Source organism: Streptomyces sp. NPDC031426, assembly GCF_055581585.1.
This window is the reverse complement of record NZ_JBVIJE010000041.1, coordinates 1-25,510: the sequence shown is the minus strand read 5'-3', so window position 1 is coordinate 25,510 and position 25,510 is coordinate 1. Positions and strand designations below refer to the sequence as shown.

The 25,510-nt window shown below is 71.4% G+C and carries 22 protein-coding genes; 12 read left to right on the top strand and 10 right to left on the bottom strand.

Annotation, left to right across the window (positions count from 1 at the left end; genetic code table 11):
* Positions 1-16: 16 nt before the first annotated feature.
* The 5 genes from cseC to ACZ5NH_RS41650 all read right to left on the bottom strand — a co-directional run bounded on the left by cseC (position 17) and on the right by ACZ5NH_RS41650 (position 4,450).
* Positions 17-1,372 carry a two-component system sensor histidine kinase CseC gene (gene cseC, locus ACZ5NH_RS41670; protein WP_388636272.1) on the bottom strand — a complete coding sequence of 452 codons (1,356 nt, stop codon included), beginning with the start codon at positions 1,370-1,372 and terminating at the stop codon, positions 17-19.
* A 10-nt stretch (positions 1,373-1,382) separates the two neighbouring features.
* Positions 1,383-2,087 carry a two-component system response regulator CseB gene (gene cseB, locus ACZ5NH_RS41665; protein WP_451554255.1) on the bottom strand — a complete coding sequence of 235 codons (705 nt, stop codon included), beginning with the start codon at positions 2,085-2,087 and terminating at the stop codon, positions 1,383-1,385.
* A 37-nt stretch (positions 2,088-2,124) separates the two neighbouring features.
* Entirely contained in the window at positions 2,125-2,775 is a 651-nt protein-coding gene (locus ACZ5NH_RS41660) for a hypothetical protein (protein ID WP_451554256.1), read from the bottom strand.
* Complete coding sequence (locus tag ACZ5NH_RS41655) at positions 2,763-3,302, bottom strand: SigE family RNA polymerase sigma factor (protein WP_468783210.1); 540 nt, start codon at positions 3,300-3,302, stop codon at positions 2,763-2,765. Before ACZ5NH_RS41655 ends, ACZ5NH_RS41660 begins: the two co-directional genes overlap by 13 nt.
* Before the next feature lie 272 nt (positions 3,303-3,574).
* The gene (locus ACZ5NH_RS41650) at positions 3,575-4,450 is read right to left on the bottom strand and encodes an HhH-GPD family protein (protein WP_388636278.1); all 876 of its coding nucleotides are present in this window, start codon (positions 4,448-4,450) and stop codon (positions 3,575-3,577) included.
* A 179-nt stretch (positions 4,451-4,629) separates the two neighbouring features.
* Between ACZ5NH_RS41650 and ACZ5NH_RS41645 the strand changes: the two genes are divergently transcribed.
* A complete protein-coding gene (locus ACZ5NH_RS41645; RefSeq protein WP_468783208.1) occupies positions 4,630-5,445 on the top strand; it encodes a hypothetical protein in 816 nt (271 codons plus the stop codon).
* Between the two features lie 523 nt (positions 5,446-5,968).
* On the opposite strand, the gene disA is transcribed toward ACZ5NH_RS41645, so the two are convergent.
* On the bottom strand, positions 5,969-7,093 hold the full coding sequence (gene disA / locus ACZ5NH_RS41640; protein ID WP_228624253.1) for a DNA integrity scanning diadenylate cyclase DisA: 1,125 nt from the start codon (positions 7,091-7,093) through the stop codon (positions 5,969-5,971).
* A gap of 81 nt (positions 7,094-7,174) precedes the next feature.
* Entirely contained in the window at positions 7,175-8,584 is a 1,410-nt protein-coding gene (gene radA, locus ACZ5NH_RS41635; protein WP_388636281.1) for a DNA repair protein RadA, read from the bottom strand.
* Positions 8,585-8,802: 218 nt separating this feature from the next.
* Here radA and ACZ5NH_RS41630 point away from each other — a divergent pair, with 218 nt between their 5' ends.
* Positions 8,803-10,584: a BACON domain-containing protein gene (locus tag ACZ5NH_RS41630; protein ID WP_468783205.1), complete on the top strand. Its 1,782-nt coding sequence runs from the start codon at positions 8,803-8,805 to the stop codon at positions 10,582-10,584.
* 684 nt (positions 10,585-11,268) lie between these two features.
* Here the strand turns inward: ACZ5NH_RS41630 and ACZ5NH_RS41625 are convergent.
* Positions 11,269-12,060, bottom strand: a complete 792-nt coding sequence (locus ACZ5NH_RS41625; RefSeq protein ID WP_451555632.1) for a DUF3109 family protein — start codon at positions 12,058-12,060, stop codon at positions 11,269-11,271.
* A 149-nt stretch (positions 12,061-12,209) separates the two neighbouring features.
* On the opposite strand from ACZ5NH_RS41625, the gene ACZ5NH_RS41620 reads away from it, so the two are divergent.
* From ACZ5NH_RS41620 to ilvD, 4 genes are all read left to right on the top strand, one after another.
* On the top strand, positions 12,210-13,142 hold the full coding sequence (locus ACZ5NH_RS41620; RefSeq protein WP_388636283.1) for a Ppx/GppA family phosphatase: 933 nt from the start codon (positions 12,210-12,212) through the stop codon (positions 13,140-13,142).
* A gap of 143 nt (positions 13,143-13,285) precedes the next feature.
* Positions 13,286-14,107: a sugar phosphate isomerase/epimerase family protein gene (locus tag ACZ5NH_RS41615; protein ID WP_450986622.1), complete on the top strand. Its 822-nt coding sequence runs from the start codon at positions 13,286-13,288 to the stop codon at positions 14,105-14,107.
* Positions 14,104-14,715, top strand: coding sequence for a TetR/AcrR family transcriptional regulator (locus tag ACZ5NH_RS41610; protein ID WP_388636287.1), 612 nt, complete (start codon positions 14,104-14,106; stop codon positions 14,713-14,715). Before ACZ5NH_RS41615 ends, ACZ5NH_RS41610 begins: the two co-directional genes overlap by 4 nt.
* A gap of 133 nt (positions 14,716-14,848) precedes the next feature.
* Entirely contained in the window at positions 14,849-16,702 is a 1,854-nt protein-coding gene (ilvD, locus tag ACZ5NH_RS41605) for a dihydroxy-acid dehydratase (protein ID WP_468783202.1), read from the top strand.
* A 77-nt stretch (positions 16,703-16,779) separates the two neighbouring features.
* On the opposite strand, the gene ACZ5NH_RS41600 is transcribed toward ilvD, so the two are convergent.
* Complete coding sequence (locus tag ACZ5NH_RS41600) at positions 16,780-18,885, bottom strand: serine/threonine-protein kinase (RefSeq protein WP_468783200.1); 2,106 nt, start codon at positions 18,883-18,885, stop codon at positions 16,780-16,782.
* Positions 18,886-19,065: 180 nt separating this feature from the next.
* Between ACZ5NH_RS41600 and ACZ5NH_RS41595 the strand changes: the two genes are divergently transcribed.
* From ACZ5NH_RS41595 to proC, 6 genes are all read left to right on the top strand, one after another.
* Entirely contained in the window at positions 19,066-19,380 is a 315-nt protein-coding gene (locus ACZ5NH_RS41595; protein WP_388636293.1) for an SH3 domain-containing protein, read from the top strand.
* Positions 19,381-19,423: 43 nt separating this feature from the next.
* The gene (locus ACZ5NH_RS41590; RefSeq protein WP_468783198.1) at positions 19,424-19,948 is read left to right on the top strand and encodes an EamA/RhaT family transporter; all 525 of its coding nucleotides are present in this window, start codon (positions 19,424-19,426) and stop codon (positions 19,946-19,948) included.
* Between the two features lie 447 nt (positions 19,949-20,395).
* Entirely contained in the window at positions 20,396-21,184 is a 789-nt protein-coding gene (locus tag ACZ5NH_RS41585) for a class I SAM-dependent methyltransferase (RefSeq protein ID WP_468783196.1), read from the top strand.
* Positions 21,185-21,312: 128 nt separating this feature from the next.
* The gene (locus ACZ5NH_RS41580) at positions 21,313-22,113 is read left to right on the top strand and encodes an ABC transporter ATP-binding protein (RefSeq protein WP_468783194.1); all 801 of its coding nucleotides are present in this window, start codon (positions 21,313-21,315) and stop codon (positions 22,111-22,113) included.
* Positions 22,110-22,901: an ABC transporter permease gene (locus ACZ5NH_RS41575; RefSeq protein WP_468783192.1), complete on the top strand. Its 792-nt coding sequence runs from the start codon at positions 22,110-22,112 to the stop codon at positions 22,899-22,901. The genes ACZ5NH_RS41580 and ACZ5NH_RS41575 overlap by 4 nt, the downstream gene beginning before the upstream one ends.
* Before the next feature lie 103 nt (positions 22,902-23,004).
* Complete coding sequence (proC, locus tag ACZ5NH_RS41570) at positions 23,005-23,817, top strand: pyrroline-5-carboxylate reductase (protein WP_228624267.1); 813 nt, start codon at positions 23,005-23,007, stop codon at positions 23,815-23,817.
* Positions 23,818-23,902: 85 nt separating this feature from the next.
* Here the strand turns inward: proC and trpS are convergent, their stop codons facing one another.
* On the bottom strand, positions 23,903-24,931 hold the full coding sequence (trpS, locus tag ACZ5NH_RS41565) for a tryptophan--tRNA ligase (protein ID WP_468783241.1): 1,029 nt from the start codon (positions 24,929-24,931) through the stop codon (positions 23,903-23,905).
* Between the last annotated feature and the right edge of the window lie 579 nt (positions 24,932-25,510).

Sequence of the window (25,510 nt, the reverse complement as noted above, 5' to 3'; positions counted from 1 at the left end):
CCCTCTTGGGGGCGCTTCAGCCTGCGCCTCCCGGCAAGGGCAGCGTCGAATAGCTGCCCGTGGCCGTCGGGGCGTGCTCCGGCAGCCACAGCACCGCCACCGCGCCCTCCGCCGGGATGTCGGCCGGGGTGCCCGCGGCCCGTACGTTGCGGAAGGTGAGGCGGGCGCCCAGAACGCGGGCCTGGCCTGCCGCGATGGTCAGGCCCAGTCCGTGGCCCGTACCGGCGCGGTCCTTGCTGCCCGTGCGGAAGCGGCTCGGCCCCTCGGCGAGCAGTTCCTCGGGGAAACCGGGACCGTGGTCGCGGACCCGGATGACCCGGCCCTCGACGGTCACCTCGATCGGCGGCCTGCCGTGCCGGGCGGCGTTGGCGAGCAGGTTGAACAGGACTCGCTCCAGGCGGCGCGGGTCGGTGGTGACCTCCGACTCGTGCACCACCCGCACCTCGATCTCCGGGTCCTTGGCGGCCACGCGCCGGGCGACGAACTCGCCCAGCATGATGTCCTGCAGCTCCGCCCGCTCCGAGGCGCCGTCCAGCCGGGCCACCTCCAGGACGTCCTCGACGAGCGTGCGCATCGCCTTCGCCCGGTCGAGGACCAGTTCCGTGGGACGGCCGGGGGGCAGCAGTTCGGCGGCCGTGAGCAGGCCCGTCACGGGGGTGCGCAACTCGTGCGCGATATCGGCGGTGACCCGCCGCTCGGCCTCCAGACGCTGCTGCAGCGCGTCCGCCATGGCGTCCACCGCGCGCGCCAGATCGTCGGTCTCGTCCCGTACGACCCCGCCGATGGCCTCCCGCACCCGGACATCGGTCTCGCCCCTGGCGACCTGGTTCGCGGCCGCGGCCGCCTTGCGCAGCCGCCCCGACAGCTGCCCGCCGATCAGCACGCCGAGCGCGCTGCCGCCGAACACGACCGCGATGGAGCCGATGACCAGCGCCTGGTCGAGGTCCTTCATCACATCGGTGGAGCGGTCCGGCATATGGGTGTGCAGGGACAGCACATGCCCGTCCTTGGCCGGCATGGCCGCCCAGATGTCCGGCACCCCGCCGTGGACGATGACGTCGCTGGCCTTCCTGCCGCGCTCCACCTTCTCGCGCATGGACAGCGGCAGCTCGGGGTCGTCGACCTTGATGTTGGGGAAGTTCGGCCGCTGGCTCAGCTCGTAGTTGCGCTGCGCGTACTGGACGCGCTGGGTGGCGAGGTCCCGTGCGTTGTCCAGCATCGAGACCATGGCCGCGTTGTGCACGACCAGGCTCAGCGCGATCGCGACCAGCCCGGCCACCAGCGCGATCGCCGCGCTGAGCTTCCATCTGAGCCCGGTGTGCAGGCCGGCGCGCTCCATGCGCCGGACCGGGTAGCGAAGGATCCCCCGCATGCCGCCCCGCTCAGGCCTTCAGCTTGTAGCCGAAGCCGCGGACCGTCTCGATCCGGTCCTGGCCGATCTTCTGGCGCAGCCGCTGCACATGCACGTCGACGACCCGGGTGTCCCCGCCCCAGCCGTAGTCCCAGACCCGCTCCAGCAGCTTGTCACGGGAGAGCACGGTGCCCGGCGCCGAGGAGAACTCCAGCAGCAGCCGCATCTCGGTCGGGGTGAGCGCGACCGGCTGCCCGGCCCGGCGCACCTCCATGCCCTCGGTGTCGATCTCCAGGTCCCCGAAGGTCAGCACGCCACCGCTCACCGGGTCCTCGGCCGCCTCCGTCCGGTCGCCGCCGCCCGCGTGCCCGAAGCGGCGCAGCACCGCCCGGATCCGCGCGACCAGCACGGCACCGTCGAACGGCTTGGTCACATAGTCGTCGGCGCCCGCCTCCAGGCCGAGGACGACGTCGATGGAGTCGGCGCGCGCCGACAGCATGATCACCGGCACGGTCGACTCGTCCCGGATACGACGGCACAGGCTGACCCCGTCCAGGCCGGGGACCATCACGTCCAGCAGAGCGATGTCGGGGCGGTTCGCCCGGAACGCCTCAAGGCCGGACAGGCCGTCGGGCATGGCGGTGACCGCGAAGCCGTCCCGCTCCAGGGCGAGCTGGGTGGCCTCGCGGATGACGTCGTCGTCCTCGACGAACAGAACGTGGGTCTGGTCTGCCATCCCGGTGCTCTCAGTCCTCGTGTGTGCGTGTGGGGGGTCAGTTGTCCGTCGGGGCCGCCGCGTCGCCGCCGGTTCTGCTGTAGAAGGTGTCGTGCCGGTACCGCTCGGTGAACCGGCCCGCCTTCCACCTGTACGTGATCACGGTTTCCCGGGACGGGTTCGACACCTGGTCGTCCGTGCCGTACACCTGCTTGGTCACGGTCAGGTCGGTGCCGTCGATCTCCGAGACGACCGGCGAGTCCTCCGCCTTGAACACATTCTTGTACGTGCCCCCGACGTCCCGGTACACATACGTGCCGATGCCCACCCAGTCACTGCAGGCCGACACGTTGATGAGGACGTCGTTGACCGATCCGCCGGTCAGATAGCCGTAGGTGACCTCGATCGGGTAGTCGTTGCCGCTGCACGGCTTCAGCCCGCGCTTCACCGTCGCGGAGACCGCCGGGTCGTTCTTGATCAGCGAGACGGCGTTCACCCGCCGATAGCCGGTGGTCGTGCTCGGCCTGGGTGAGGCGACGGCTCCCGCGATCGCCGACGCGTGCGCGGGTCCCTCGTCCCGGGTGCCGGTGCCCCCGGTGCCGCAGGCGGCGACGAAAAGGGCGATGGCGGCGAGCGCGGCCCCCGCCGCGATCACCGCCTGTGAACTGTCTCGGGCCCCGTCGGGCCCGGCCCCGGTCAGGCCGCGCAACGCTCCCGCTCCTCACGCTCCAGCGCGCGTGCGTCCAGATCGCGGGCCTCCAGCTCCTCGCGGAGCCGGGCGAGCGCCCGGTGCAGCGTGCTCTTGACCGTACCGGCCGACATGCCGAGGGCGGCGGCCGTCTCCTCCGTGGACATCTGCTCCCAGTGTCGCAGTACTACAACACTGCGCTGCTTCGGTGCGAGCACTTTCATGACGTCCATCAGCAGGGCCCGGTCGGCGTGCTGCTCGGTGGAGTCGTCCACGGACGCGTCCGGCAGCTGCTCGGTCGGGACCTCCTCCAGCTTGCGCGCCCGCCACCACTCCGTGCGGGTGTTGATCATGACCCGGCGCAGATAGGCGTCGGCGAGGCGCTTGTCGGCGATGCCCTCCCAGCGGCCGTACGTCCGCACCAGTGCCGTCTGCAGCAGGTCCTGGGCGTCGACCGGGTCCGGGACCAGCCGGCGTGCGCTGCGCAGCAGCGCGTCCTGCCTGGTGCGGACGTACTCCTCGAATTCGAGCACCTCGCCCTGCGTCATGATCAACCGCCTCCGCTCCCCGTTCACTCCGGCTCATGCCTGAAGTCCTGCGTACCCCGTGTCCGGTGGTCTGCCGGGCACGGACAAGAAGTTAGGGAGCGGTTGTCACGGCGCTGTCCGAACCAGCCTGCGGCTAGCAATCGGCTATCCGTCAGTTGTGTAACAGCCGTAGGGAGTGGGTAAGGAGTGCGACTGTTATGTTCCTTTATGGGGGCTTTTGTCGGCCGGATCGGGCGGTAACAGGGGCAGGCTGACTGTGACTTGGCTGTCCGTCAGCTCAACGGCAGCCGATACAGACCGCCCGGCAGCGGCTCCACCAGACCGTCCGCGACGAGCCCGTCGAGCGCGCGGGCGCGCTGCACCGGCTCGTGCCACACCCGGTCCAAGGCCGCCTGCGGCACCGGCGCGTGCGCCTCCCGCAGTACCGCCAGCAGCTTGCCGCGCACCTGCCGGTCCGTGCCGGCGTACGTCTGCCCACGGCGCGGCGGCCCCTCGTGCTCCGGCTTCCCGGCCAGCAGCCAGGCGCACTGCGCGGCGATGGGGCAGCGCCCGCACCCCTCGTTCTTCGCCGTGCACACCAGCGCGCCCAGCTCCATGGAGGCCGCGGCCCAGCGCGCCGCCGTCTTCTCGTCCTCGGGCAGCAGCTCACGGGCGAGCCGGCGCTCGGCGGCCGTGGTCGCGTTCGGCGGGTACTGCACCCCCGTCACCGCCCGCGCGAAGACCCGGCGCACGTTCGTGTCCAGCACCGGATGCCGCTGCCCGTACGCGAACGAGGCCACCGCGGCGGCCGTGTACTCGCCGATGCCGGGCAGCGCCAGCAGCTGCGCGTGGTCCGTCGGTACGTCCCCGCCGTGCCGTTCGGTTATGGCCAGCGCGGCGCCGTGCAGCCGCAGGGCCCGGCGCGGGTAGCCGAGCCGGCCCCAGGCGCGCACCGCCTCGCCGGGCGCCTCCTTCGCGAGGTCGGCGGGGCGCGGCCAGCGGGCCAGCCACTGCTCGTAGACCGGCAGCACCCGGTTGACCGGGGTCTGCTGGAGCATGAACTCGCTGACCATCACCCCCCACGGGCCCGCCTCCGGGCGGCGCCAGGGGAGGTCGCGGGCATGGGCGTCGAACCAGGCGATCACGGGGGTGTGCAGCTTCTCAGTCATGGCCCTCCGATCCTGCCACGGCTCGGCACGCAGGACGGGTGACGGCGCGGTCACTGAACGTGGCGAAGGTGAAGGACCCTGGACGCCAGGGCAGTTGCCGGAATGATGATCCGGAAAAGTTGGCGCTCATGCGGCGGGTGGGGCAAGCGAGCACGGCGTTCTCTCGTACAGTTTGCGCCGTGGGATCTCTGCGCAATCCGGTCGGGCCGCTTCCCTCCTCCATCTACTGGCGAAGGAGGGTCGTACTGCTGTCGGTGATCGCCCTGTTGGCGCTGCTGATCACGTGGATCGTCACCGCCGGCGGCGGGGGCGGCAAGAAGAACGCCGGCGAGTCCAACGGCAAGGATCCCGCGCACACCATCACGCCGGGGCCGTCCTCGTCCGGGCCCGCGATCAGCCAACACCCGGGCGGGCGTGACGACTCGGGCGGTGCCTCCGGTGGGAGCGATTCCGGTTCGAGCGGCGGCAGCGGTTCGGACACCGGCTCCGGCGGCTCCTCCGGGTCCGGTGACGGCTCGGCCGGCGGTTCGGGTTCGGGCTCCGGTGGCGGCAACGTCGGTACGGGCGACACGCTCCCGGCGTCCTCCACGCTCCCCAACTGCACCTCCTCTGCCGTGGCGTTGAGTCTGCGGAGCCTGCACAACTCCTACTCGCCGGACCAGACGCCGACCTTCGAACTCACCGCGAAGAACGCTTCGTCCGCCGACTGCAAGGTCGATCTCGGCCCGAAGAACGCGGTGTTGACCATCACGCCGGCGGACGGGAGCGACACGTTCTGGTCGTCGGCGGACTGTCCCCAGGGCGCGGGGAGCCTGGTGTTCCGGGTGCCGGCGGGGCAGAGCATCACGTACACGGTGAAGTGGGACCGGAAGCCGAGCGCGCCGCAGTGTGCGACGCCCTCCGCGGGCTCGGCGAAGGCGGGCACCTATCTGCTGGAGGCGAAGGCGCCCGGGTTCGGGAAGGTGCAGGCGTCCTTCGTGCTGTCGGCCGACTGAGCCGTCGTCGCAGAAGAAGCACCCCCGGCCTCGACGAGGCCGGGGGTGTCGACGTGCGACGAGCTGTGGATCAGCTCCAGCGCATGGCCGCGGCATACGTGTCCGTCCCGGTGCTGACCTGCCCGTCGGAATCCAACCTTGAGGACGAGCCCGGTGGCCTTGTCCTACGGCGTCCAGCCGTCGGAGTCGTGGAACTCGTACCACTTCTGGTAGTTGCCACCGTTTTACGCGCGTACCGTCGGACCGCTTGTACTCGTCCCACTTCACGGACGCGCTCCGGCCGGGGTCCGCGGACGTAGTACGGGCCCGGCCGCTGTAGTACGCCAGGCACTTGTGGTTGCCGTTGTTCTTCCAGGTGACGGGGTTGCCGGCGGCGAACGCCTGCCCCGTGCCCGCAAGGGTCAGTGCCGGGCGAGGACTGCCGCGGCGGCGAACGTGCCCATGAGGCGCTTCTTCATGTGATTTCCCCCTACGCAGTTCAACTGGGGGAAGCCATACCGGAGTTGGGGCGGACGGTCCGAACTCAGACGTACCGCTCCAGGATGGAGGACTCGGCCAGGCGCGACAGGCCTTCCCGGACGCTCCTCGCCCGGGCCTCGCCCACGCCGTCCACGGTCTGCAGGTCGTCCACGCTCGCGGCCAGCAGCTTCTGCAGGCCGCCGAAGTGCTCCACCAGCCGGTCGATGATCGCGCCCGGCAGCCGCGGCACCTTGGCCAGCAGCCGGAAGCCCCGCGGGGACACCGCGGAGTCGAGGGTCTCCGGCGAGCCCGTGTAGCCCAGCGCCCGCGCCACCGTGCCGAGTTCGATCAGCTCGGCGTGGGTCAGCGCGTCCAGCTCGGAGAGGGCGTCCTCGACCGTGCGGGAACGCTTGGCGGTCGGCTCGGGGACGTAGTCCCGGACGACCAGCTCGCGGTCCGGCTCGACCCCCGCGATCAACTCCTCCAACTGGAGCGCGAGAAGACGACCGTCCGTGCCCAGTTCGACCACGTATTCGGCGATTTCGGTGGCGATGCGCCGGACCATCTCCAGGCGCTGCGCGACGGCGGACACGTCCCGCACCGTCACCAGGTCCTCGATCTCCAGCGCCGAGAGGGTGCCGGCCACCTCGTCCAGCCGCAGCTTGTACCGCTCCAGCGTGGCCAGCGCCTGGTTCGCGCGGGAGAGGATCGCCGCCGAGTCCTCCAGGACGCGCCGCTGACCGTCGACGTAGAGGGCGATCAGGCGCATGGACTGGGAGACGGAGACCACGGGGAAGCCGACCTGCTTGCTGACCCGGTCCGCCGTGCGGTGCCGGGTGCCCGTCTCCTCCGTGGGGATCGTCGGGTCCGGCACCAGCTGCACGCCCGCGCGCAGGATCTTCGACAGGTCCGAGGACAGCACGATGCCGCCGTCCAGCTTGCACAGCTCCCGCAGCCGGGTGGCGGTGAACTCCACGTCGAGGACGAACCCGCCCGTGCACATCGCCTCGACCGTCTTGTCGGAACCGAGGACGATGAGTCCGCCGGTGTTGCCGCGCAGCACCCGTTCGAGCCCGTCACGCAGGGCCGTACCAGGAGCCACGGCGCTCAGGGAGGCGCGCATCAGGCCATCGGAACCGGCACTCCCACCGATCTTTCCGGGAGCTGCTGCCCGGTCGTTGGCTGCCACTGCACTCCTCCGGTCGCAGGTTCTGACGCGCCCCCGTGACCCGCACTCGGTTCGTACGGACGGGCGAGACCTGGGCAAAGTCTACCGGCGGTCCTCCGCCTCCCGCGGGGCCTCTCGGCGACGGGAGCGCGGCAGCACCCGCAGCGCGTCCCCCATGTCAGCGACTTCCAGGACCTTCATGCCGGGCGGCACCTTGCCCGGATCGGTCGGCACCAGCGCGTGCGTGAAGCCCAGCCGGTGGGCCTCCGTGAGCCTGCGCTGCACGCCCGTGACCCGTCTCACCTCGCCCGCGAGGCCCACCTCGCCGATCGCGACAAGGTTCTTCGGCAGCGGAGTGTCGCTGGCGGCGGAGGCGAGCGCGAGGGCGATGGCGAGGTCGGCGGCCGGCTCCGACAGCTTCACCCCGCCGACCGTCGCGGAGTAGATGTCCCGCTTGCCGAGCGCGCTGATCCGGCCGCGCTGCTCCAGGACGGCCAGCATCATCGACACGCGCGAGGTCTCCAGGCCCGAGGTCGTACGCCGCGGGGAGGGGATCTGGGAGTCCACGGTCAGCGCCTGCACCTCGGCCACCAGCGGGCGGCGGCCCTCCAGGGTGACGGTCAGACAGGTGCCGGGGACCGGTTCGTCGCGACGGGTGAGGAAGAGTCCGCTTGGGTCGGCAAGTCCGGTGATGCCCTCGTCGTGCAGTTCGAAGCAGCCGACCTCGTCCGTGGCGCCGTAGCGGTTCTTCACACCGCGCACCAGGCGCAGGCGCGCGTGCCGGTCGCCCTCGAAGTGCAGGACGACGTCCACGAGGTGTTCCAGGAGGCGAGGGCCCGCGATCGCGCCGTCCTTTGTGACATGGCCCACGAGGAGCGTGGACATCCCGCGCTCCTTGGAGGCGCGGATGAGCGCGCCCGCGACCTCCCTCACCTGGGCCATGCCACCGGGTGCGCCCTCGATCTCCGGGGAGGCGACCGTCTGCACCGAGTCGAGGATCAGCAGGGAGGGCTTGACCTCGTCCAGGTGGCCGAGGACGGCGGACAGATCGGTCTCGGCGGCCAGATACAGCTCGTCATGGAGGGCGCCGATGCGGTCCGCGCGCAGCCGCACCTGGCTCGCCGACTCCTCGCCGGTCACATAGAGGGTGCGGTGCTCGGCGCTCGCGGACTTGGCGGCCACGTCCAGCAGCAGCGTGGACTTGCCGACGCCGGGCTCACCCGCGAGCAGCACGACCGCGCCGGGGACGAGACCGCCGCCGAGCACCCGGTCCAGCTCCGGCACGCCGGTGGCGCGGGCGGTGGCCTGCCGGCCGTCGACCTGCCCGATCGGCAGCGCCGAGGTGGTGACCCGGCCCGCGGCCGTCGTACGGACCGCGGGCGCGCCGTACTCCTCGACCGTGCCCCAGGCCTGGCACTCGGGGCAGCGGCCGAGCCACTTGGCCGTCTGCCAGCCGCACTCGGTGCAGCGGTAGGACGGGCGGTCCTTGGTGGTCTTGGTACGGGCAGCCATGCGGAAACCGTAGCCCGCGGCACTGACAACGGATCCCCGGGATGTGTGAACGGATCCCCGGGATGTGTGTGGGTGAACCGGTATCGGCCATCAGCCGTCGGCTTCGAGCCACGGAACAAAGGGTTCCTGTCCCCTTATGAGGGATCGTTTCACCCGTACGAATTAAAAGTGCTCAAGCTTCGAGAAGGGGCACTCCGGCGCCGCCTACGGTCGCACGGGTGATGAGCAGCAGTCCGGAGACCACCACCCGCACCACCGGCGCGCACCGGGTGCGCGGCCAGGCCCGTGAAGCACGAGGGGCAGGCGACACACGAGAGGCGAGGGAAGGTCGCGGTGCACGCAAGGGTCGCGGTGCCGAAGAGGCCCGCGATGCGCGAGAGGGGCGCGACCGCGCCGCCGCGCGCACCCTCGCCCAGTGGCCGCCGGCGCGCTACGAACCGTACCTGGACGGGCTGTTCACCTACTGCCTGTCGGTGCTGTGCGACCACGACGCGGCCACCGCCGCCCTCGGCGATGTCCTCGCCCTGGCCGAGCGGCGCGCACACCGTGTCCCCGAGGCCGCCGCCGACCGCAGGGCCTGGCTGTACGCGCTGGCCCGCTGGGCGTGCCTGCGCAAGCTGGCCGAAGCCAAGCAGAAACGTCAGGCCACGCATGCGGCGGGCCGCCCCCCGACCCGGCGCCAGGTGCCCGAACCGCCCGTCGCCCCGGAGGTCCAGGAACAGCGGCGCCGCGAACTGGCCCTGCTCGCCTGGCCGGAGGCGGCCGGTACGACCCCCGAGCAGCGCGAGGCCCTGGAGCTGGCCGTCCGCCACCACCTGGCCGCGCAGGAGATCGCCGCCGTCCTCGGCATGGCACCGGCGGCCGCACGCGAACTGCTCGCCTCCGCCGCCTGCGAGGTCGAACGCACCCGCGCGGCCCTCGCCGTGGTCGAGACCGGCGGCTGTCCTAGCGTGGCCCATCTCACGGGGGACAGCGGGCTGGTCCTGAGCACGGCGCTGCGCCGCGAACTGGTCCGGCACGTCGACGACTGCCCGCGCTGCCGCCGCACCGCCGAGCGCGCCGTGCCCGGACACTGGCCCGGCGCCACGGTCACCCCCGCCGAACTGCCCGTCCTGGAGGCACCCAGAAGGGCCCTGCATCTCGCCCTGGCGCACCAGCCACGCGCGCGTGGAGCGGCGGCACCCCGCTTCGACCGGCGCGGCTTCCCCATGGACCCCAAGGACCGCGCGGCCCGCCGCGACCGGCTACGCGCGCGTGCGGTGACGACCACGGTCGTCGCCACGGTGCTGGCAGCGCCCGTCCTGGCCCTGTGGGCCGCCTACCGGGGCGCGCCGACGGCGGACGGGGAGGGGCCCTCCGCCACGGCGCGCGAGGCCCAGGGCCCCGACGCCCTCGGCAGCGACCCGGCCGGCGGCTACGAGAACGCCGGGAACGCGAGCGTGAAGCCCGGCGTCCGCATCGGCAAGGACGGCAAGGCGGACGTCTCCGTGGAGGTCGTCAGCGTGACCGGAGCGGGCACGAAGGGCGCCGGGCGCCTCGCGGTCAGCGCCGCGAACGACGGCGACACGACCCTGATCACCCTCACCGCGTCCGGCTCCTCCCCGGTCCGCTGGTCCGCGTCCACGACAGCGCCCTGGCTGTATCTGAGCCGGTCCACGGGAACCGTGAACCCCGGCGACACGTTGACGATCAAGGTGTACGTCGACCACCTCCGCGAGCCCTCCGGCCACTGGCAGGCGCAGCTGGCGATCTCCCCGGCGGGCGCGGTGGTCACGATCGACGGCTACGGCACGGCCCCCACGCACGGCCCGACCCCTCCACCCACCAGCGCATCCCCCACCCCACCCCCACCGACCACACCGCCCCCTTCCACCCCGCCGTCCACGCCACCGACCACCGATCCCCCCACCTCCCCAGCCCCGACCCCACCGGATCCCCCACCACCGACCACACCGCCGTCTCCGTCCGGCAGCGATGCGCCGAGTCCGTCTGGGGGGTAGGGCGGGGCTTGGCCGGTGGGGAGGGGTGCCGGGATGCGCTGGCCGGGAGAGCGGGCGGGCCGACCGGGGGTCGGCCGGCGGGAGGGGAAGCGCCGGGGGGTGGGAGCAGGGCGGGGGCTGGGTGCGGGATTACCGACGCCGTCAGCATCCGGCAGCGGGAGCACCGAGACCGTCCGGAGGTGGGAGGCGGGCTTGGCTGCGGGGAAGGAAGCGCCGGGGGAGAAGGGTGGCGGTGGGGATTGGGGGATTACTGGGGCCGTCGCCATAGCAGCGATGCGCCGAGTCCGTCGGGGCAGGGGCGGGCTGGCCGGGGAGGAGAGCGCCGGGGCGCGGAGAGGGCGGAGCGATTGTCGGCGCCGTCACCGTGCGGCAGCGATATGTCGAGTCCGTCCGGGAGTAGCAGGCGGGACTTGGCCCGTGGAATGGGAGCGGTGTGGGGCGGCGAGCGGATCCCTCACGAGGGCACGTGTGGATGTGCCGGAGGGTGGGATTGGCAGATCTGTTCCGGGCGGGGATGGCCTGTACCGGCGTCGGCGCGAGACGTCGCAGGTCAGGCGGTGCTGTGCCGGGACGGAGGGGTGGGTGGAACGGATCTGCCAATCACCGCGGCCGGGGCCGCCGTGGGCGGCGAACGGCCGTGGGGTGACGCCGGTGGGTCGGCGGGGAAACCGCGGCTCGCCGGGGTTATGGGGTCGGGTCGGCGGGGTGGGGGGCGAGCAGGGGCAGCTGGGAGGCCAGGCGCTGTTCGCAGAGTTCGGCCAGGCGGTCGTAGCCGGCCTTGCCCATCAGTTCGGTCAGCTCGGCCCGGTAGGAGACGTAGACCGGCTCGCCCGCGCCGTGTGCGGAGGTCGCCGAGGTGCACCACCAGTGCAGGTCGTGGCCGCCCGGACCCCAGCCCCGGCGGTCGTACTCACCGATGGAGATCTGCAGGACCCGTGTGTCGTCGGGGCGGTCGATCCAGTCGTAGGTGCGCCGGATCGGCAGCTGCCAGCACACGTCCGGCTTGGTCTCCAGCGGCTCCCGGCCCTCCCGCAGCGCGAGGATGTGCAGCGAGCAGCCCGCGCCGCCCGCGAAGCCGGGCCGGTTCTGGAAGATGCAGGAGCCCTGGTAGGGGCGGGTCTGGCGGGAGCCCTCCTCGTCCTTGGACACCCAGCCGTTCCGCGTGCCCTCGTCGTGGTGCTGCCAGATCTCCGGCGTGAGCCGGGCCACATGCTCGGCGACCCGCTTCTCGTCGTCCTCGTCCGAGAAGTGCGCGCCCAGCGAGCAGCACCCGTCGTCCGCGCGGCCCGCCTGGATGCCCTGGCAGCCGCTGCCGAAGATGCAGTTCCAGCGAGAGGTCAGCCATGTCAGATCACAGCGGAAGACCTGCTCGTCGTCCGCAGGATCGGGAAACTCCACCCAGGCGCGCGCGAAGTCGAGCCCCTTTTCGTCGCTCACCTGCGGAGCCTGCTTGGCCTGCTTCGACTTCTTGGTCACGGACGACGCCCTCGCCTGTGCAGAATCCTTCAATTCCTTGGAGGATTTGTGGTCCTTCGCCTTTTTCGTCTTTGGCACGTGTCCAGGGTAAGTGGCCGAGAGCCGCACCGGGGACCGTCGGCGGGCGATCTGGCAGTAGCGTTCCGTATATGAGACTCGGTGTCCTGGACGTGGGTTCGAACACGGTGCATCTGCTGGTGGTGGACGCCCACCCCGGCGCGCGCCCGCTGCCCGCGCATTCGCACAAGGCCGAACTTCGGCTCGCCCAGCTGCTCGACGACAGCGGTGCCATCGACGACGACGGCATCCGCAAGCTGGTCGCAGTCGTGCAGGACGCGCTCCAGGCCGCCGAGGACAAGGGCGTCGAGGACCTGCTGCCGTTCGCGACCTCCGCCGTCCGGGAGGCCACCAACGCCGACGAGGTCCTCGCGCGCGTGGCGGACGAGACGGGCGTACGACTCCAGGTCCTCGCCGGTGCGGAGGAGGCCCGCCTCACCTTCCTCGCGGTCCGCCGCTGGTTCGGCTGGTCCGCCGGAAAGCTGCTGGTCCTGGACATCGGCGGCGGCTCCCTGGAGATCGCCTACGGCATAGACGAGGAGCCGGACGCCGCCGTCTCCCTGCCGCTCGGCGCCGGCCGGCTCACCGCGGGCTGGCTGCCCGGCGACCCGCCCGCTCCCGGGGCCGTGCGCGCCCTGCGCCGCCATGTCCGTACCGAGATCGCCCGCACGGTCGGCGAATTCAGCCGCTTCGGCGCCCCCGACCACGTGGTCGCCACGTCCAAGACCTTCAAGCAGCTCGCCCGCATCGCCGGCGCGGCCCGCAGCGCCGAGGGCCTCTACGTCCAGCGCGAACTCAAGCGCGAGTCCCTGGAGGCCTGGGTCCCGCGCCTGGCCGGCATGACGGCTGAGCAGCGCACCGAGCTTCCCGGCGTCTCCGAGGGCCGCGCCGGCCAGCTCCTGGCGGGCGCCCTGGTGGCGGAGGGCGCGATGGACCTGTTCGGGGTGGAGAACCTGGAGGTCTGCCCGTGGGCTCTGCGGGAGGGCGTGATCCTCCGGCGCCTCGATCACATGGGGAGCGATTAGCGCCCAGAAAGGAGCGCGGGCTGTATCGATGTGCGACCCAGCCGCGTGAGCGCGAGAAACGGCCACACACCCGCACTCGCGCAAATGGCGAAAGTCACAACGGCGAATGGGCACCCAACACCGGCACCACTCAACGCCGTAAGGTGACGGACGTGGCTGAACCAACGGACGTGCGTATCGCGCTGTCGACGGCCTCCGTGTACCCGGAGTCCACCGCGACTGCCTTCGAGATCGCCGCGCGCCTCGGCTACGACGGTGTCGAGGTCATGGTGTGGACCGACCCGGTCAGCCAGGACATCGAGGCGCTGCGCCGCTTGTCGGACTACCACGGCATCCCGATCCTGGCCGTCCACGCCCCCTGCCTGCTGATCACCCAGCGGGTCTGGTCGACGGACCCCTGGGTCAAGCTCCAGCGGGCCCGGGCGGCCGCCGAGAAGCTGGGTGCCTCCACCGTCGTCGTACACCCGCCCTTCCGCTGGCAGCGGCAGTACGCGCGCGACTTCGTCGACGGGATCTGGCGGATGGCGGACGAGACGGACGTACGCTTCGCCGTCGAGAACATGTACCCGTGGCGCTACCGCGACCGCGAGATGCTCGCCTACGCCCCCGACTGGGACGTCACCCAGCACGACTACCGGCACTTCACGATCGACCTCAGCCACACGGCGACGGCCCGCACGGACGCCCTGGAGATGGCCGGCCGCATGGGCGACCGCCTCGGCCACGTCCATCTCGCCGACGGCCGGGGCTCGGCCAAGGACGAGCACATGGTGCCGGGCCGCGGCACCCAGCCCTGCGCCGAGCTGGTGGAGCACCTGGCCGTCTCCGGGTTCGACGGCCATGTTGTCATCGAGGTCAACACCCGGCGGGCGATGTCCAGCGCCGAGCGCGAGGCCGACCTCGCCGAGGCCCTGGCCTTCACCCGCAAGCACCTGACGTCGGCGGTACGGGTGCCTCGGCGATGAACGACCACGAGCAGCCCACCCGCAGAAGAGGCAGGCCGCCGCGCACGGAATCCGCCGACACCCGCGACCGCATCCTCTCCGCCGCTCGCGAGGAGTTCTCCGAGCGCGGCTACGAGAAGGCGTCCGTGCGCGGTATCGCGAAGGCGGCCGGTGTCGACTCCGCGCTGGTCCACCACTACTTCGGCACCAAGGAGCAGGTCTTCGAGGCGGCGATCGCGGTGGCCTTCGCGCCCGCGCTGAACGCCCCCGAGGCGCTGGCCGCCGGTCCCGTGGAAGCGGTGGGGGAGCGGCTGACCCGTTTCATCTTCGGCGTCTGGGAGAACCCCACGACCCGTTCACCGGTCCTCGCGATCGTCCGGTCCGCCCTGAACAACGAGACCGCCGCCGCCGTCTTCCGCCGGCTCATCGCCTCCCAGCTGCTGCGCCGCGTCGCCGCCCAGGTGGACCTGCCGGACGCCGAACTGCGCGCCGAGCTGGCCGCCGCACAACTGGTGGGCACGGCGATGATGCGGTACGTCGTCAAGCTGGAGCCGCTGGCCTCCGCCGACCTGGAGCAGATCATCGCGCGTGTGGCACCGGTCGTACAGCACCATCTGACCAGCGCCTGAGCCGCACACCGGGGTTCGGACCGGCGAGACGGGCGTCCCGCATTCCGGACAGCCGTGTCCAGCGTTTGGAGCACCGGCGTACGCTCGAAGACAACCAGAACTGTCTGGCAGATCTTCGAAGGAGCGAGCGACGATGCCCGAGCTGAGGTCCCGCACAGTCACCCACGGCCGCAACATGGCGGGCGCCCGCGCCCTTATGCGCGCCTCCGGTGTACCCGGTGCGGACATCGGCCGGAAGCCCGTCATCGCCGTCGCGAACTCCTTCACCGAGTTCGTGCCGGGTCACACCCATCTGCAGCCGGTCGGCCGGATCGTCAGCGAGGCGATCAAGGAGGCCGGCGGCATCCCGCGCGAGTTCAACACGATCGCCGTGGACGACGGCATCGCGATGGGCCACGGCGGCATGCTGTACTCCCTGCCCTCCCGCGACCTGATCGCGGACTCGGTGGAGTACATGGTCGAGGCCCACTGCGCCGACGCCCTGGTCTGCATCTCCAACTGCGACAAGATCACCCCGGGCATGCTGCTGGCGGCCCTGCGCCTGAACATCCCGACGGTCTTCGTCTCCGGCGGCCCGATGGAGTCCGGCCGCGCCACCCTGGTCGACGGCACGGTGCGCACGCTCGACCTGGTCGACGCGATCTCCGACGCCGTCAACGACAAGATCTCCGACGAGGACATCCTCCGTATCGAGGAGAACGCCTGCCCGACCTGCGGCAGCTGTTCCGGCATGTTCACCGCCAACTCGATGAACTGCCTGACCGAGGCCATCGGCCTGTCCCTGCCCGGCAACGGCTCGGTCCTCGCCACCCACACCGCGCGCAAGCAGCTTTACGTCGACGCCGCCCACACGGTCATGGACCTCACCCGCCGCTACTACGAGCAGGACGACGACACGGTCCTCCCGCTGAACATCGCCACCTTCCAGGCCTTCGAGAACGCCATGGCCCTGGACATCGCGATGGGCGGCTCCACCAATACGATCCTGCACCTGCTGGCCGCCGCCCAGGAGGCCGGCGTCCCCTTCGGCCTGGAGCAGATCGACGCCGTCTCCCGCCGGGTGCCGTGCCTGGCGAAGGTGGCGCCCAACGTGGCGAAGAACCGCACGTACTACATGGAGGACGTGCACCGCGCCGGCGGCATCCCGGCCCTGCTGGGCGAACTCCACCGCGCGGGCCTGCTCAACGAGGACGTGCACGCCGTCCACAGCCCGTCGCTGGCCGACTGGCTGAAGACCTGGGACGTCCGCGGTGGCAGCCCGTCCCCGGAGGCGGTGGAGCTGTGGCACGCGGCACCGGGCTGCGTCCGCTCCGCCGAGGCCTTCTCCCAGTCCGAGCGCTGGGAGGCGCTGGACGAGGACGCGGAGGGCGGCTGCATCCGCTCCGTCGAGCACGCGTACTCCAAGGACGGCGGCCTCGCGGTCCTCAAGGGCAACCTGGCGGTCGACGGCTGTGTGGTGAAGACGGCCGGCGTGGACGAGTCGATCTGGACCTTCGAGGGCCCGGCGGTCGTCTGCGAGTCCCAGGAGGAGGCCGTCCAGCGCATCCTCACCCAGGAGGTCAAGGACGGCGATGTCGTCGTCATCCGCTACGAGGGCCCCAAGGGCGGCCCCGGCATGCAGGAGATGCTCTACCCGACCTCGTACCTGAAGGGTCGCGGCCTGGGCAAGACCTGCGCCCTGATCACCGACGGCCGCTTCTCCGGCGGCACTTCGGGCCTGTCCATCGGCCACGCCTCCCCCGAGGCGGCCTCCGGCGGCACCATCGCCCTCGTCCAGGACGGCGACCGCATCCGCATCGACATCCCGAACCGCACGATCGAGCTCCTGGTCGACGAGGCCGAACTCGCCCGCCGAGAGCAGTCCCTCAACGGCGTCTACGCCCCGAAGAACCGCGACCGCAAGGTCTCAGCGGCGCTGCGGGCCTACGCCGCGATGGCCACCAGCGCCGACAAGGGCGCGGTGCGGGACGTGACCAGGCTCGGCTGAGCAGCCACCCGACAGGGGCCGCCTCCCGCGCGGGGGCGGCCCCTTCGCATGTCACCAGGCCTTGGGGTCGCGGTCCGTCACCAGGTCTTCGGGTCGCGTCCGTCCACGGCGAAGACGGTTCCGTCGGGGGAGGCGGCATAGACATGCGTGCCGATGAGCAGCGGGCTGGGCAGGGCGGCGGAGACCTCGCCCGCGTTCGCACCGAGCCGTGGCGGTGTCTGTCCCACCAGGCTTCCGCCGCGTGCGTCGACGGCGAGCAGCCGCCCGTCGGGAGCGGTGAAGTAGACGTGGTCGGCGGAGGCGACCGGCGCCGAACCGCGGCTCACGGACGTTTCCGTGTGCCACAGCCACTTGCCCGTGCCGAGGTCGACCGCGTCCAGTGACCCGCCGGTCGCCAGCAGCTGCACGACATCGCCGCGTACGTCGGCGTGGGGTGCCGTGAGCGGGAGGGGCAGGGCGACGCGGCGTACGGCCTTCACGGCCGGTGAGTACCGGACGACGGCCTTCGCGTCGCCCGAGACGCGGTCGAGGGACAGCAGGAACAGGGAGTGGCCCTGGCTGCCGATGGGCCGCAGCAGGCCCTTCAGCCGCGCTTGCCACCGCACCGCACCGGTGCGCGGTTCCAGGGCGGTGACCAGCGTGTCCGCCCCTTGCGCCGAGGCGCTGGTCGCATAGGCCAGCGGATCGCCGTCGTAGGAGGCCAGCAGCGGGGTCGTGCTCCCGGACACGCGGCGATGCCACTTGGTCTCTCCCGATGCCCCGGCCACCCCGGTGACCGCCCCGTCCGTGCCGGTGACCAGGAGCATGGACTTGGTGAACCGTATCCCCGTGTTCGCGGGCATGGCCCGTTGCCAGCGCGGCCTGCCCGAGGCGGGATCGAGTGCCACGACTCGCCGGCCGCCGTCCGTGGGCAGCAACAGGAGGCCGCCCGAGAGAGCGGGAGCGTCGCTCGTCCGTTCCTCGGCGACCGGCCGCCGCCACAGGAGGGAGCCGTTCGCGGGATCGAGGGCGAACGCCAGGCCGGAACGGAAGCAGAGCAACCGCCCGGCCCCGTGGACGCATTGAGGCATCCCCGAGCCCTTCCCGACAGGCTTGGCGCGCCATGCGGCGAATCCGGCAGCGGTGGTGGGGGCGCCGGCCTCCTTGGCCGCGGGACCACCGTCGTCGCCGGCGTGGAGCAGCCCGGTGAGCACCCCAGCCAGGGCAAGGGCAAGGACGAGCGCCCCGGCGCCGAGAGCCGTGCGCCTGCCCAAGCGCCTGCGGGAACCGGGCACCGGCTCGGCACCGGAGGGTTCGTGAGCCGGCGCGTCGTCCCCGGTGCGCTGCGCCGGTATGAACGCCTGCGTGTCGTACGAGGCCGCCACCGACCGCAGCTCACGCATCAGCTCGTCGGGAGTGGGCCGGTCCTCGGGCTCCTTGGCGAGACACCGCAGCACCAGCGGGGCGAGACTCTCCGGCACCCCGGTCAGATCCGGCTCGTCGTGCACCACCTGGTACGCGACGACATAGGGGCTGTCGGAGTCGAACGGCCCCCGCCCGGTCGCCGCGTGCACCATCACCGACCCGAGGGCGAAGATGTCCGCCGCCGGCCCCACTTCCCGGGGCCGCCGGAACTGCTCCGGTGCCATGAACGGCGGCGTGCCGATCAACTTGCCGGTCTCGGTGCGCAGTTCACTGTCCTTCGGCCGGGAGATGCCGAAGTCGATGACCTTCGGACCGTCCTCGGCCAGCAGCACATTGCTCGGCTTGAGATCCCGGTGCACGACCCCCACCCGATGGATGTCGCGCAACGCCTCGGCGAGCCCGGCCATGAGCCGCCGCAACTGGGCCGCCGGCATCGGCCCGTTCCGCTTCACGTACTCCGAGAGAGTCGGACCGGGGATGAACAGCGTGGCCATCCAGGGCCGTTCGGCCTCCGGGTCGGCATCGACGACGGGCGCGGTGAAGGCGCCGCTCACCCTCCGGGCCGCCGCCACCTCCTGCCGGAAACGGCCTCTGAACTCGCGGTCCCTCGCGAACTCGGCGTGTACGACCTTCACGGCGAGCCTCAGTCCGGAGGTGCTGCGGGCCAGATGCACCACGCCCATGCCCCCGGACCCCAGACAGGACTCCAAGTGGTAGTGACCGGCGTACTCGGGAAGTTCCGCTTCCGCGCCCGCTCCGGTGCTGCGCTGTGGCGTCATGGACCACCCCCGTGCTGTTCGTCCGCGCGCGCGACGCACGGAGCCTAGTCGATGACTCGTGCGAGACAGAGGCGGCTTGCTAGCCTTCGCGCGCGAGTTACGCACACGTGTTTCAGGACACGATTCGAGGGAAGCTACGGGCCCCAGCACAGTCGTGGGGCCGAGCGGGGGAGGTCTGTCATGTCTGTCGAGCACACGGAAGCCGCGAGGGGCGGCGAGAGCGAGTCTTTCACCACGGAGTCGGGTGTCCACACGTACCCGGTCGCGCCAGGTGTCCGCCTGAACGTCCGCAGCGGACCGGGCACCAACTACAGCATCGTCCGGGTCCTCACCGAGGGGATCCGGGTACCGATCTTCTGCCAGACCCCGGGCACGACCGTGACGGGGCCCTATGGCACGTCGAACATCTGGGACAACATCGACAGCGGCGAGTACGTGTCCGACGCCTACGTCCAGACCGGCAGCGACGGCTACATCGCCCCGCGCTGCGCCTGACCCCCTCCGGGAGCCCGCCACCACCCGGCGCCATAATCGTTCCGTGAGCGACGAAACCGGCACCCCGGACACCACGGCGGGCTCCTCGGACGGTACGGCCCAGGGCGGCGGGCCCCGCCCCGAGCCGCTCCGCTTCTTCGGCACCACCTGGGTGAACCACGACAACGGCTACGCGGCCCGCCGCGCCGGCGTCGCCGTCGGCTCCCTCACCGCCGCCGTCGCCTCCTGCCTGGTCCTCCGCTTCGCCTACGAGGGCATCCGGATCGCCGACACCGGCTCCTTCGTCACCGTGCTGATCATCGCCATGTTCGCGATCTGCAGCGCGCTCGCCTTCCGCAACACCTGGGAAGGCTTCGGTAAGCGCCACGACCCACAGCGCCAGGCCTCCCTGCGCGGCCTGCTCGCCATCGGCTTCGTCGGCTCCCTCATCGCCTACTTCTTCCGCTCCCTCACCGAGGCCCCGGGCGAGAAGCTGCACCGCGAGGAGTACGAGAAGGCCCGCGAGGACCACGCCCGCCGCACCACCCGCCGCACCGGCAACCCGTCGAAGAAGAAGCGCCGCCGGTGACGTGAGCCTCCGGCGGTTGCCAGGGGGTGGGGGGCAGGGGCTTGCGGTGGGCGGATGAGGGGGCGCCGGTGATGCCTGCTCTTGGTGGTCAGCAGGGGGTTGGTGCAGGGGCTTGGGGTGGGCGGATGAGGGGGCGCCGGTGATGGCTGCTCTTGGTGGTCAGCAGGGGGTTGGTACAGGGGCTTGGGGTGGGCGGCGGATGCGTCGCCGGTGACGCTTGCCGGCCGCGGTTGCTTCGGGCGGTTGGAAGTGGGTGCCAGCGCCGGGGTCCGCGGTGGGCGGATGAAGGGGAGCCGGTGATGGGCCTGTTCACCGTGGTCAGCAGAGGGCTGGCGGCAGGGGGCTTGAAGAGGACGGCGGATGCGCCGCCGGTGAGGCCTGCCCCCCGGGGTCGGACGGCTCCGAAAAGCCGCTGACGTCACGTTCGCGCCGCCCCACCATGGTCGTATGACCGCGACACAACCGCCCGCACCCCCGCCCTCGCCCGCGGCCCGCGCGCGCTCCTTCGACTCGGCCGCCGCCCAGTATGCCGCGAACCGCCCCTCCTACCCGCCCGCCCTCTTCGATGCCGTCGAGGAACTGGCCGGCCGGTCGCTGTCCGGTGCCAGGGTCGTGGACGTCGGGGCCGGTACGGGTATCGGGACCGCCCTCCTGCAGGCCCGCGGCGCCGACGTGCTCGCCGTCGAACCCGGCGAGGGCATGGCCGCCGAGTTCCGCCGCGTGCTGCCGCATCTCCCGATCGTCCGCGGCAACGGCAACGCCCTCCCCATCGCCGACGCCCACGCCGACTTCATCACCTACGCCCAGGCCTGGCACTGGACCGACACCGCCCGCTCGGTGCCGGAGGCGCTGCGGGTGCTGCGGCCGGGAGGTGCGCTGGCGCTGTGGTGGAACCGCGACGCCGTGGACGTGGAGTGGATCGCCGAGGCAGCCCGCCGTATCGGCCGCTTCCTCGGTGTGGACGTCGCCGCCGAGAAGCGGAAAGCCAGCCGCACGGAACTGGCCGACCCCAGCGGCCGCCTTCGCTTCAGCCGTCGGGAGGTCCGCTGGAGCCGCCGCGTCACGATCGACACCCACCTCGCGAACATCGGCAGCCACTCGGCACTCCTCCTCACGCCCGAGGACCGCAGGACCGCCTTCCTGGAAGAGGAGCGCGCCCATCTGCTGAAGACCTTCCCGGACGGCATGGTCGAGGAGACCTACGACGTGCTTCTCCTCGTCGCCACCAAACCCTGATCAGCGAATAGACATCAGCGAAGAGGCGCCGCCCGGAGCGGCGGCCGGGCCCGTCCCGGCCGCCGCTTCCGCATGTGTGACCGGCCGGCCCCTTGACGCGCGGACCCTCCGGGCACATTATTCATCGCATGATGAATTACGTGCCGGACCCACCAACCCCGGCCCCCACCCCAGCGGTCCAGGCCCACGACCTCACCGCCGTCCGCGGCCCCCGCACCGTCCTCCACCATCTCGACTTCACCGTCCCCCGCGGTCAGGTCACCGGCCTGCTCGGCCCCTCCGGCTGCGGCAAGTCGACCCTCATGCGCTCGATCGTGGGCACCCAGGCCAAGGTCACCGGCACCCTTCAGGTCCTCGGCCACCCGGCCGGCCACCCCGCCCTGCGCACGCGCATCGGTTACGTCACCCAGGACGCCTCCGTCTACGACGACCTGACCGTCCGGCAGAACCTGGAGTACTTCGCCGCGATCCTCGACCCCGGCCGCGCAGCCGCCGAACGCCGCCACGAGCACGTCACCCGGGCCATCACCGACGTCGACCTCACCAGCCACGCCGACGCCCTCGCCGGCAACCTCTCCGGCGGCCAGCGCAACCGGGTCTCACTGGCCGTGGCCCTGCTCGGCGCCCCCGAACTCCTCGTCCTGGACGAACCCACCGTCGGCCTCGATCCCGTACTGCGCCGCGACCTGTGGCGCCTCTTCCACGACATCGCCGCCACCCGCGGCGCCACCCTCCTCGTCTCCTCCCATGTCATGGACGAGGCCGAGCGCTGCCACCGCCTCCTCCTCATGCGCGAGGGCGAGATCCTCGCGGACGACTCCCCGGACGCCCTGCGCACCCGCACCGGCAGCGACACCGTCGAGGCCGCCTTCCTCCACCTCGTCGACGAGGCAGCCGCGGCAGCCCGACCCAAGGAGAGCACCCGATGAGCACGATCAGCACGCCGAACACCACGACCGTCCCCACCCCGACCGGTGTCATCAACGCGGGCCGCACCACCGCCACCGCCGCCCGGGTCCTGCGCCAGCTCCGCCACGACCCGCGCACCATCGCGCTGATGATCCTCGTCCCGTGCCTGATGCTGATCCTGCTGCGCTATGTCTTCGACGCCAGCCCGCGCACCTTCGACAACATCGGCGCATCCCTGCTCGGCATCTTCCCGCTGATCACGATGTTCCTGGTCACCTCCATCGCCACCCTGCGCGAACGCACCTCCGGCACCCTCGAACGCCTCCTGGCGATGCCCCTCGGCAAGGCTGACCTCATCGCCGGCTACGCCCTCGCCTTCGGCGCGATCGCCATCGTCCAGTCCGCCCTCGCCACCGGACTGGCCGTGTGGGTGCTCGGCCTCGACGTCACCGGCTCGCCCTGGCTGCTCCTCCTCGTCGCCCTCCTCGACGCCCTGCTCGGCACGGCCCTCGGCCTCTTCGTCTCCGCCTTCGCCGCATCGGAGTTCCAGGCGGTCCAGTTCATGCCGGCGGTGATCTTCCCCCAGCTCCTCCTCTGCGGCCTGTTCACTCCCCGGTCCGACATGCAGCCCGTCCTCACGGGCATCTCCGACGTCCTGCCGATGTCCTACGCCGTCGACGGCATGAACCAGGTCCTGCACCACACCGACATGACCGCGACCTTCGTCCGGGACGTCCTGATCGTGGCCGGCTGCGCGCTGCTGGTCCTGGTACTGGGCGCGGCCACCCTCCGGCGCCGCACGGCCTGACCACCCTTCGCCGATCCCACGGCGCCGGACGGCCGCACTGCGCCCGTGTTCCGCCTGCCGGACAACCCCCCGCACCCTCACGGCCCGGTGCGAGGATGACCCCATGAGCCAGAAAGTCGCAGTCCTCGGCACCGGCAAGATCGGCGAAGCCCTGCTCAGCGGAATGATCCGGGCCGGCTGGGCCCCCGCCGACCTCCTGGTCACCGCCCGCCGCCCGGAACGCGCCGAAGAACTCCGCACCCGCTACGGAGTCAGCCCGGTCACCAACACCGAGGCCGCCAAGACCGCCGACACCCTCATCCTCACGGTCAAGCCGCAGGACATGGGCGCCCTCCTGGACGAGCTCGCCCCGCACGTCCCCGCCGACCGCCTGGTCATCAGCGGCGCCGCCGGTATCCCCACCTCCTTCTTCGAGGAGCGCCTGACCGCAGGCACCCCGGTCGTCCGCGTCATGACCAACACCCCCGCCCTCGTCGACGAGGCCATGTCGGTCATCTCCGCCGGCAGCCACGCCACCGAGCAGCACCTCGCGCACGCCGAGGAGATCTTCGGTGCCGTCGGCAAGACACTCCGCGTCCCCGAGACCCAGCAGGACGCCTGCACCGCCCTGTCCGGCTCCGGACCCGCGTACTTCTTCTACCTGGTCGAGGCCATGACCGACGCCGGCATCCTGCTCGGCCTGCCCCGCGACAAGGCCCACGACCTCATCGTCCAGTCCGCCATCGGCGCCGCCGTGATGCTCCGCGACAGCGGCGAACACCCCGTCAAGCTCCGCGAGAACGTCACCTCCCCGGCCGGTACGACGATCAACGCCATCCGCGAACTGGAGAACCACGGCGTACGAGCCGCCCTCATCGCCGCCCTCGAAGCCGCCCGCGACCGCAGCCGCGAACTCGCCTCCGGCAAGAAGGACTGACCCGGCGCCCGGGGGCGACGGCGCTCACCGGCCGCCGCCCGCCCCCGCACGCACGAGCCCGTACTGGCAGGGCCAACGCCCGGCCCTACCGCCCGACCCCGCTCAACGCCGTATCGAACACCGGCGGCAACAGGCCGATCGCCCGGTACGCCGCATCGACGGTCGGCCGGGCCATCGCCCTCGCCTTCTCCGCGCCATCCCGCAGCACCCCCTCCACATAGGCAGGATCGGCGCACAGCTCCCTGTGCCTGGCCTGCACGGGCCTGAGGACCTCCACCACCGCTTCCGCGGTGTCCTTCTTCAAGGCGCCGTACGAGTGGTAAACGCCTGCCAGTGACTCAGGGTTCCCGTCCGTGCACGCAGCGAGAATCTCCAGCAGGTTCGAGACCCCCGGCCGCCGCTCGCGGTCGTACTCCACGTCCCGCCCGCTGTCCGTGACGGCCCGCATGACCTTCTTCCGCACGTCGTCCGGCTCGTCCAGCAGATAGACGACCCCCAGCCCCGAGTCGTCCGACTTCCCCATCTTCGACGTCGGGCTCTGCAGATTCATCACCCGCGCCGCCACCGCCGGCCGCGTGGCCCTCGGCACCACGAACGTGTGCCCGAACCGCTGGTTGAACCGCACCGCCAGATCCCGCGCCAGCTCGACATGCTGCACCTGGTCGTCCCCGACCGGCACCTCCTCCGCGCCGTAGCCCAGGATGTCCGCCGCCATCAGCACCGGATACGTCAGCAGGGAGAGCCGCACGGTCCCGCCGCGCTCCCGCACCTTCGCGGTCTTCTCCTTGTACTGGATCATCCGGCGCATCTCACCGTCGGTCGCCACGCACTCCAGCAGATACGACAGCCTCGTGTGCTCGTCGACATGGCTCTGCAGGAACACCGTGCACACCTCGGGATCGAGCCCCGCCGCCAGCATCAACGTCGCCGTCTGCCGACTGAGCCTGAGCAATCGCGCCGGATCCTGGTCCACCGTCAGCGCGTGCAGATCCACGACACAGAACACCGAGTCGGCCTGGTGCTGATCCGTCTCCACCCAGCGCCGCAGGGCTCCCAGGTAGTTGCCCAGCGTCAGGTGCCCGGTCGGCTGAATCCCGCTGAAGACCCGCTTCATCTCCACTCCACCTCCTGGTCGGGACCGCCGCTCCTGCGGCCGGCCCCCGGAGTCCGGAGGAGATACGAGAACGGCCGCCGAAGCGGCGGCCGTTGGATGCATACGTGAGTACGGCCGCCGTCAGGCGGCCCACCACAGCTGGGTACACGTACGCGTCGTCATGGGGATCAGAGTACGCCTCCGGAGCGCGCCAGGGGCAAGAGTTGACACACGCCACGCCGATCCGTAGTGTTCTCCGAGTTGTCCGACGTGAGCGCCGACTCCGGTCGGTCCCCGGACAGCCACTCCGCAAGTACCAACCAGCAATCGACGCTCCGGTGTCGAGTGTTTTGGCATGCGTAATTGCGGAATGAGGAATCCGTGTTCGAAAGGACGCAGCCCCCGATTAGCTCGGGAGCGCGGAATCCGCTAAAGTCTCACTCGTCGGAACGGCCCAACGGCCGGGAAGACAAGCCCCCTGACTGGGAGTCAGACGCCGAAAGGATCTGATAGAGTCGGAACCGCCGGAAAGGGAAACGCGAGAGCGGGAACCTGGAAAGCACCGAGGAAATCGGATCGAGAAAAGGTCTGATAGAGTCG